At 65.3% G+C, this 9,292-nt stretch carries 7 protein-coding genes; 1 reads left to right on the top strand and 6 read right to left on the bottom strand.

The genetic code is table 11. From position 1 onward, the window contains the following. Nucleotides 1-301 precede the first annotated feature (301 nt). From MHZ91_RS28040 to ggt, 5 genes are all read right to left on the bottom strand, one after another. Entirely contained in the window at nucleotides 302-2,170 is a 1,869-nt protein-coding gene (locus MHZ91_RS28040; RefSeq protein WP_175185165.1) for a dipeptide ABC transporter ATP-binding protein, read from the bottom strand. A 14-nt stretch (nucleotides 2,171-2,184) separates the two neighbouring features. Continuing rightward, nucleotides 2,185-3,063: an ABC transporter permease gene (locus tag MHZ91_RS28035; RefSeq protein ID WP_175138943.1), complete on the bottom strand. Its 879-nt coding sequence runs from the start codon at nucleotides 3,061-3,063 to the stop codon at nucleotides 2,185-2,187. After that, nucleotides 3,060-4,004 carry an ABC transporter permease gene (locus MHZ91_RS28030; RefSeq protein ID WP_056316436.1) on the bottom strand — a complete coding sequence of 315 codons (945 nt, stop codon included), beginning with the start codon at nucleotides 4,002-4,004 and terminating at the stop codon, nucleotides 3,060-3,062. The genes MHZ91_RS28035 and MHZ91_RS28030 overlap by 4 nt, the downstream gene beginning before the upstream one ends. Nucleotides 4,005-4,133: 129 nt before the next feature. Further along, the gene (locus tag MHZ91_RS28025; RefSeq protein WP_239216574.1) at nucleotides 4,134-5,645 is read right to left on the bottom strand and encodes an ABC transporter substrate-binding protein; all 1,512 of its coding nucleotides are present in this window, start codon (nucleotides 5,643-5,645) and stop codon (nucleotides 4,134-4,136) included. 47 nt (nucleotides 5,646-5,692) lie between these two features. After that, nucleotides 5,693-7,321 carry a gamma-glutamyltransferase gene (gene ggt / locus MHZ91_RS28020; RefSeq protein WP_239216573.1) on the bottom strand — a complete coding sequence of 543 codons (1,629 nt, stop codon included), beginning with the start codon at nucleotides 7,319-7,321 and terminating at the stop codon, nucleotides 5,693-5,695. 93 nt (nucleotides 7,322-7,414) lie between these two features. Between ggt and MHZ91_RS28015 the strand changes: the two genes are divergently transcribed. Beyond that, nucleotides 7,415-8,317, top strand: a complete 903-nt coding sequence (locus MHZ91_RS28015; RefSeq protein ID WP_175126128.1) for a LysR substrate-binding domain-containing protein — start codon at nucleotides 7,415-7,417, stop codon at nucleotides 8,315-8,317. A 3-nt stretch (nucleotides 8,318-8,320) separates the two neighbouring features. Here the strand turns inward: MHZ91_RS28015 and MHZ91_RS28010 are convergent. Continuing rightward, nucleotides 8,321-9,292, bottom strand: a 972-nt coding sequence (locus MHZ91_RS28010) for a phospholipase domain-containing protein (RefSeq protein ID WP_239216572.1), incomplete at its 5' end; no start/stop codon positions are given.

The following is a 9,292-nucleotide window of genomic DNA, read 5'->3' as shown; positions in this document are numbered from 1 at the left end:
CCGCCCGTGGTGGCGCACAAGTGGGCCGCTGCCGCCGAAGAACTGAAATCGCAGCCCGGCTACGCCCAGGCCTTCCTGCCCGAGGGCCGCGCGCCCAAGGGAATCCGAAGGCAGGCGCCGAAGGGCGCCAACGAGGATGACGCAGGGGCCGTCCGGAGCGAAGGCTCCGGACCGCAATCGTGGCCCCTCGCTCGCACCCGGCCCGGCGCCGGCCGCGTCTCAAGAACCCCGACCGCCGCAAGCAGCAACAGCAATAACAGCAGCAGCAGCAGCAGCAGCAGCAGCAGCAAAAACCGCCGCCTCAATAAACCCCAATCGCATGCCGAGCCACAAAATGCCCATCCCCCACGGCAACCAACGGCTCCACCAGCGGCTCATCCCCCACCCGACGCATCGGACTAGGAATCTCATCCACCAGCAGCGACCGCTCCCGATGCCGCCGCTGCGGATCCGCGATCGGCACCGCCGCCATCAGCTTCTTCGTATAGGGATGCTGCGGATTTTCAAAGATAGCCCGCCGAGGCCCGATCTCAACGATCTGCCCCAGATACATCACCGCGACCCGATGGCTGACCCGCTCCACCACCGCCATGTCATGCGAGATAAACAAAAACGAAACACCCAACTCACGCTGCAAATCCAGCAGCAGATTCACGATCTGCGCCTGAATCGACACATCCAGCGCCGACACCGACTCATCCGCAATCACCACCTTCGGATTCAACGCCAATGCCCGCGCGATGCAGATCCGCTGACGCTGCCCGCCCGAGAACTCGTGCGGATACCGATCGATCATCTCAGGCAGCAGCCCGCATTTATCCATCAGCCAGCGCACCCGCTCCTGCGCCTCTTTACCGCGCGCCACCTTGTGGATCAGCAACGGCTCCATGATCGAATAGCCGACCGTCATCCGCGGATCCAGCGACGCAAACGGATCCTGGAAGATGAACTGGATATGCTGGCGCAGCGTCTGCATCGCACTGCCCCGCAACGCCCCGATATTCTTGCCGTCGAATTCAATGGACCCGCTCTTGCTCTTGACCAGCTGTAGCAAAGAACGGCCAGTCGTCGTCTTCCCGCACCCAGACTCGCCCACCAGCGACAGCGTCTCGCCCGGATACAGGTCGAAGCTGACCTTCTCGACCGCATGAACCCGCTTCTGCACCCGGCCCAGAATGCCGCCGGTAATGTCAAAGCTGGTCGTCAGATCCCGAACCTTCAGCACAGGACCATTCTCGCGCCGCACCGTAGACGGCGCCGCCACCGGCGTGTCCACCAGCCTGGCCGGATCCGGCACCCGCACCGCCTCGTCCACCTTCAACAGCGGAAACGGCGCCGGCTCGTCCGTGCCCTGCATCGCGCCCAGCCGCGGCACCGCCGACAGCAGCGCCCGCGTGTAGGCATGCTGCGGACGCGCAAAGATCTCGTCCGATCCGCCCTCTTCCACCTTGTCGCCCCGGTACATCACCAGCACCCGGTCCGCCACTTCCGCCACCACGCCCATGTCGTGCGTGATGAAGATCACGCCCATGTCCATTTCTTCCTGGAGCTGGCGGATCAGTTGCAGGATCTGCGCCTGGATGGTGACGTCGAGCGCGGTCGTCGGCTCGTCGGCGATCAGCAATTGCGGCTTGCACGACAGCGCCATCGCGATCATCACGCGCTGGCGCATCCCGCCCGACAACTGGTGCGGATAGCGATCCAGGATGGCGCGCGCCTCAGGGATGCGCACCCGCTCCAGCATGCGCAGCGTTTCCGCCCGCGCCGCCGCCGCGTCCAGCCCCTGATGCAGCTGCAGGGCCTCGGCGATCTGATTGCCCGCCGTAAAGCTGGGGTTCAGCGACGTCATCGGCTCCTGGAAGATCATCGCCACGTCCGCGCCGCGCACGCGCTGCAGCGTCGAATCGGGCGCGCTGACCAGATCCAGCACCTCGCCGCTACGCCGGCGCAGCAGCATTCCGCCATTGGCGATGTGCCCGCCGCCATACTCGACCAGCCGCATCAGCGCCAGCGACGTCACGGACTTGCCGGAGCCCGACTCGCCCACGATGGCCAGCGTCTCGCCGCGGTTCACGTGAAAGGAAACATTGCGCACCGCTTCCACGGTGCGTTCGGGCGTTTTGAACCGCACCGTCAGGTCATTGACCTGCACGACACGGTTGGAATCCATGGTTGCCATATCGATTACTTTTCCTGACGCGGATCGAGCGCGTCACGCAGCCCGTCACCCAGCAGATTGAAGCCCAGCACCACCAGGAAAATGGCCGATCCGGGGAAGATCGACATCCAGGGCGCCTGGGTCATGAAGTTCTTGGCCGTGTTCAGCATCGAGCCCCACGACGGCGTCGGCGGCTGCAGGCCCAGGCCCAGGAAGGACAGGCTGGCCTCGGCGATGATGGCCGTGGCGATCGTGATGGTGGCCTGCACGATCAGCGGCGGCATCACGTTGGGGAACACGTGCCGGCCGATGATGCGCAGGTCGGACGCGCCCAGCGCGCGGGCGCTCTGCACGTAGTCCTCGTTCTTGACCGCCAGCACCTGCCCGCGCGTCAGCCGGATGAACTTGGGCGCGGCGGACACGCCGATGGCGATCATCGCGTTGGTCAGGCTGGGTCCCAAAAAGGCGGCCAGCGCAATCGCCAGGATCAGGAAGGGAATGGCTAGGAGCGCCTCGGTGGCGCGCGAGATGAAGCTGTCCGTCCAGCCGCCGAAGTAGCCCGCGGCCAGGCCAAACGGCACGCCCACGATCAGCGCGATCAGCACCGACACCAGGCCCGCCATCAGCGAGGCGCGCGCGCCGTACACCATGCGGCTGTAGATGTCGCGGCCCAGCTCGTCCGTACCCAGCCAATGCGCCGCGGACGGCGCCTTGCGGATGGTGGTGAAGCTGGTCTGCAGGGGATCCTGACTGACGATGAACGGGGCCAGGATGGCCACCACCACGAAGAACAGCACGATGCCCAGGCCGAGCATCGCGATGCGGTTGCGTTTGAATTTGGCCCACGCCCGATTGCGGCTGCGGGGCGGCGTGACGGCTGCGGCCGTTGCAGGAATTGCGCTCATGAGTGCCTCAGGCGGGGATTGACCAGGATGTACAGGATGTCGGCCAGCAGGTTCATCAGGATGAAGCCCACCGCCACGCAGAGCACCACGCCCTGCACCACCGCGTAGTCGCGGGTGAACACCGCATCGACCACCAGCTTGCCGAAGCCCGGGATCGTGAAGACCTGCTCAGTCAGCACGGCGCCCGCCAGCAGTTCGCCGAACAGCAGCGTCACCAGCGTGACGATCGGCATCAGCGCATTGCGCAGCGCGTGGCGCAGCACCACGCTGCGCGGCGACACGCCCTTGGCGCGGGCGGTGCGCACGTAATCCGCCGACAGCGCTTCCAGCATGGAAGACCGCGTATGCCGCATCAGATACGCCGCGATCGCCGTGGACAGCACCAGCGACGGCATCAGCATCGTCTTGATCGACAGCCAGAAGTCTTCAGACGGCGACACGTAGCCCGAGGCGGGCAGCAGCTTCCACTGCACCGACACCACCATGATGAGGATGATGCCCAGCCAGAAATTGGGAATGGACATGCCGGATAACGCCGCGATGTTGGCGCCCATTTCGACGGGCTTGCCTTTACGCACCGCGGCGATGATGCCCATGGGTATGCCCACCAGCAGCGCAAAGAACATCGCCATGGCCGCCAGTTGCAGGGTGACGGGCAGCTTTTGCGCGATCAGCGTCGTGACGGGCACGTCGGTGCGCAGGGACTTGCCCAGATCGCCTTGCAGAACCTGCCCGGCCCAGGCCGCGTACTGCATCGGCAACGGGTCGTTCAGGCGGTATTTGTCGCGCAGGTAGTCCAGGACGGCCGGGTCGCGCTCTTCGCCGGCCAGGGTCAGCACCGGATCGCCGGGCAGGATTTTCTGCAGCATGAACACGATCATCGACACCAGTATCAGTGTCGGGATCGCGACGATCACGCGGCGCAAGATGAGTTTAAGCATGTGGGAAACCGTAAGACAGGAACGACGGACGGCGCCGGCCGGACAGGGCCCGATGCGCGTCCGCCGCAAACGACAACCGGACGCGCAAGGCGCGTCCGGCGGGCGCGGCGGGCATTCGCCGCCCCAACATTACTTCTGCGCGAACGTCACGCCCTTGAGCCGGATCATACCGTCCGGATAGGGCGTGAAGCCCTGGACCTTCTTGCCCATCACGAAGGGCCACGGCTGGTAGTAGTTGTACACGCCGGGCAGTTCGTCCTGGATGATGGCCTGCGCCTGGTCGTAAATGACCTTGCGCTTGGCTTCGTCCGGCACCGTGCGGGCCTGGTTCAGCAGCTTGTCGACTTCCGGATTGCAGTAGTGGCCGTCGTTCAGTGCGCCCTTGCAGGTGACGAACGCGTGGATGTTGCCGTCGGGATCGACCCGGCCGGACCACCCCAGCATCACGATCTGGAAGTTGCCGCCCGAGGCTTCCTTTTGGAGCGCCGCGTATTCGGTCGGGCGCAGCGACAGGTCAAAGCCCGCCTCGGCAGCCATGGCCTGGACGATTTCGGCGATGGACGAGGTGGTGGTGTTGTTGCCGAACACCAGCTCGGCCTTCACGCGGTCAACGCCCGCCTGCTTGAGCAGGCTCTTGGCCTTGGCCACGTCGCGCTGGGTGACCGGGAATTTGTCGCTGTGATAGGGGCTGGCGGGCGGGAACGGCTGCTGCGCGGGTTCGAAGATGCCGCCGCCGGCCACTTCGTTGATGGCGTTGCGATCGATGGCGTACTGGAACGCCTGGCGCACCAGCTTGTTCTTGAACGGGTTGTCTTCGGCGCGCTTGCCGTTGCCCACGTTGAACATGAACTGCTGGAAGCCCAGGCCCGCGACCGGCGCGAACGTCAGGCTGGCGTCGTTCTTGACCTGCGGCGCGTCGGACGGATTCAGGCGTTCGAGCATATCCAGGTCGCCGGCGCGCAGGTTGGACAGGCGCACGGTGGTATCCGGAATGGGCAGGAAGGTCACGCGCTTGAACGCGTAGTCCTTGGCGCCGTAGTACTGGTCGAATTTCTCCAGGACGATGCGGTCGTTCTGGATGCGTTCGACGAACTTGTACGGGCCGGAGCAGATGGGCTTGCGGCCCACCGCGGCGACATCGTCCGTGAAGGTCTTGGGCGACAGCATCATGCCGGCGCGGTCGGACAACTGCGCGAGCAGCGTGGCGTCCGGTTCCTTCAGGGTCAGCACCAGCGTGGTGGCGTCGGGCGCGTCGACCTTGGCCACCGAGCGCAGTTCGCCCTTGCGCAGGCTGTCCGGCAGGCTCATGGCGCGGTCCAGGTTGGCCTTGGCCGCGGCCGCGTCGAACTTGGTGCCGTCGTGGAACAGCGCGTCGTCGCGCAGCCTGAAGGTCAGCACCTTGTTGTCGTCGCTGAACGACCACGAGGTGGCCAGTTGCGGCACGAAGTGCAGTTTGGGATCGATGTCCACCAGCTTGTCGCACAGCGACGTGAACACGATGCGGCCCACGTAGGTGCGGGCGCGGTGCGGATCCAGGACATCGGGATCTTCTTGCAGGCCGATCCGGATGTTCTGGGCGCTGGCGGCGCCGGCGGCCAGCGCCAGCAGGCTGGCGCCGAAGGTCATGGTCAAGCGTTTCATTGTGTTTATTCCCCTTGTTGCTGCATTTGCCGGTATCAGGAACCGCTTTAGAAACCCACCGCCTGGCCGTCGCGACGGCTGTCGCTGGCGGCGACGTAGCCCAGTTCGTTGTCGCTTTCGGCCATGCGCCAGATGAACTGGCCAGCGCCGAAGTCCATGTAGGGATCGTCAACGGATTTCAGAGCATGGCCCAGATCCTTCAGACCTGCAATCGTCGAGGCCTTCATATTGGTCTCGATATCCAGCGTGAAGTCGCGGTTGACCTTCCAACGCGGGGCGCAGCATGCGGCCTGCGGGTTCTGGTGGTAGTCGATCATGCGCACGACCGTCTGCATGTGGCCCTGGGGCTGCATGTCGCCGCCCATGACGCCAAAACTCATGACCGGCTTGCCGCCGCGCGTCAGGAAGCCCGGGATGATGGTGTGGAACGGGCGCTTGCCGCCTTCGACCACGTTGGCCGACTTGGGATCCATCGAGAAACCCACGCCGCGGTTCTGCATGCTGATGCCGGTGCCCGGCACGACCACGCCCGATCCGAAGCCCATGTAGTTGGACTGGATGAACGAGATCATCATGCCGTTTTCGTCGGCGGCGGTCAGGTAGATGGTGCCGCCCGCGTGCGGACGGCCGGCTTCGAAATGGGTGGCCTGGTCCAGACGGATCAGCTTGGCGCGGCTGTCCAGGTAGGAGTCCGACAGCATCTGTTCGGGCGTGACCTGCATGGCGCGCGGGTCGGCCACGTACTTGTACAGATCGGCGAAGGCCAGCTTCATGGCTTCGATCTGGATGTGCTGCGATTGCACCGAATCCACGGGAATGTCGGCCATGTCGAAGCGTTCGACGATGCCCAGCGCGATCAGCGCGGCGATGCCCTGCCCGTTCGGCGGGATTTCATGCAGCTCGTAGCCACGGTACGACTTGGAAATGGGCTTGACCCATTCCGGACGGTAGCCGCGCAGGTCTTCCAGCGTCATTGCGCCGCCGCATTCCTTGCTGAAGGCGGCGATGCGCTCGGCCAGCTCGCCTTCGTAGAAGTCGCGGCCCTTGGATTCGGCGATGCGGCGCAGCGTGTTGGCGGCGTCGGGGAAACGGAAGTGCTCGCCGACCTTGGGCGCGCGGCCCTCGGGCAGGAAGGCCTGGGCGTAGCCGGGCTGCGATTTCAGTTCTTCGGCGGCAGCGGCCCACTTGTGCGCCACCACGGGCGGCACGGCGTAGCCGCGCTCGGCGATCTCGATGGCGGGCTCGAACAGTTGTTCGAACGGAAGCTTGCCCAGCTTTTCATGCAGCGCGGCCCAGCCGGCCACCACGCCGGGAACCGTGACCGAGTCCCAGCCGCGCTTGGGCTGGATGGCTAGGCCGTTGTCGCCCGTGCCGTACTTGCGCTTGAAGTATTCGGTGTTCCAGGCGGCAGGCGCGACGCCCGACGAGTTCAGGCCGTGCAGCTCCTTGCCGTCCCACACGATGGCAAAGCAATCGCCGCCCAGGCCGCAGGAGACCGGTTCGACCAGGACGATCGTGGCTGCGGCCGCGATGGCGGCGTCCACGGCGTTGCCGCCCTTGAGCAGCATGCGCAGCCCCGCCTGGGCCGCCAGCGGGTGCGACGTGGAGACCACGTTGCGGGCGAACAGCGGGATGCGAACGGAAGGATACGGGTTGGCCCAGTCGAAGGTTTTCATGTGGCGGGTCTCTTAACGGTTAAGCGGGCGAAGTTACTCTCGTGCTTTAATTAAATCAATTTGATTTTTTGTTCCGTCATAAAAGAAATTTTTATGAGTACGATCCGATTTCTACGCACATTCCTGGCGGTCGCGCACCACGGTTCTTTCTCCGAGGCCGCCGAGCAGGTCGCCCTGACGCAGGCGGCCGTGAGCTTTCAGATGCGGTCGCTTGAAGCCGAGCTGGGACGAGAACTTTTCGACCGCAGCGGGCGCCTGGCCATCCTGAACGCGGCCGGGCGCGAATTGCTGCCCGAAATCAAGCACTTGCTGGATTTATACGACAGACTCAGGCGTCCAAGCACCGCGCCCGGCGAATTGGCCGGATCGGTGTCGGTGGGCAGCATCGTGTCCTGCATGGGCACGCTGTCCAAGGTCATCTCGGGGCTGAAGAAGGCCCATCCCAAGCTGGACGTGCGCATCCTGTCGGGCAAGGCCAGCGAACTGGCGGGCAAGGTGGAGGACGGTGAGCTGGACGCCGCGTTCCTGGTGGAAGCCGGCCGCAAGATGGCCAGCACGCGCTGGACGCCGCTATATGAAGAACAGATGGTGGTGATCGCGCCGCGTTCTGCAGCCGGCCAGGACGCACGCGAGGTGTTGGCGGGCAATCCGTTCCTGCGCTTTGACCGGACCCAGCGCACCGGGCTGCAGATCGACCGCCTGCTGCGGCGCATGGCGGTGCCGGTCAACGACTTCCTGGAACTGAACGCCATCGAGACGCTGGTGGAACTGGTGCGCCAGGAGGTCGGTGTGACGCTGCTGCCGCTGATCAACGGCGCGAACTGGCAGCACAGCCCGGAACTGCGGATTTTTTATCTTCCCGAGGACCTGGGGCCCCTGTCGCGCTCCATTGGGATGCTGGAACGCCGCGAGCATGCCCGCCAGGGCATCACGGCGGCGATCTGCGAGGCGTGCGCGCAGGCTTTCCGCGCACGCGAACCGCAAACCGCCGCGTGAGGCTTACTCGGCCATGGCCGGGTCGGTCACGGACGCCTTGCCCGTCTCGATGCGGCCGGCAAAGCGGCGCAGCCACGACGGGTCCTCGGCCAATCGCACCGTAAAGTCGTACCAGGCATGGCTGCCGGCCAGCGCCCAGTGCTGCTCGACCTGCCCGCCCGCCGGGACCGTGAACGTCCAGCGTTCGTGGTTGGCGTAATAGGCGTTGGGCGTCACCTCGAACGTGCACGTCGTCTTGCCGGCGTTGATGAAACTGACGTAGACGTCGCCGTTGGCGATGTCGTAGCAGACGCGGATCTCGGCATCCTGCTGCGCCGTGCGGTCATGCGCCAGGTCGCCCGCGAAATGGCGGTGCCAGCCGTTGGGGCCCAACACCCACAGGTCGTACTTGCCGCCATCGGCGGCCGTGTCCCAGCTGCCTTCCAACTGCTTGTCAGGCTCCACGGTGTAGCGGCGCGGCAGGCGATCCAGATGCAGGCGGTCGTAGACGTGGAACACCGCGGCCTGCTTTCCCGTGTTCGAGAACACCAGCCACATGTTGCCGGTGCCCGGCTGGCTGCGGCCGCTGGTGTGCAGTTCGTACGGCAAGGCGCGGGAGTTGCGCACGCCCTTTTCCTGGATGCCCTTGGCCTGCGTGGACGGATCCGGCAGCGGCACGGCCGTCAACGCCTGCTGGGCGGCGCGCTCCTGGTCTGCCTCCGAGCGGGTCAGGATGTCGAGGCCCGACAGCTTCTCGTCGTTCGGCGTCGCGAAGTTGAAAGCCGAGGTCAGGTCGCCCAGCACGGCGCGGCGCCACGGGCTGATGTTCTCTTCCTTGACGCCGAAGCGGGCTTCCAGAAAGCGCAGCACCGAGGTGTGGTCGAACGCCTGGGAATTGACCCAGCCGCCGCGGCTCCACGGCGACACCACATACATCGGCACGCGCGGACCGGGGCCGTAGACGCGATTGTCAACACCGACCTGGAACGCCACACG

Origin of the sequence: Achromobacter sp. ACRQX (assembly GCF_022346505.1) — a bacterium.
Classification (GTDB): domain Bacteria; phylum Pseudomonadota; class Gammaproteobacteria; order Burkholderiales; family Burkholderiaceae_B; genus Achromobacter; species Achromobacter animicus.
This window is presented reverse-complemented; position numbering and strand designations above follow the sequence as displayed.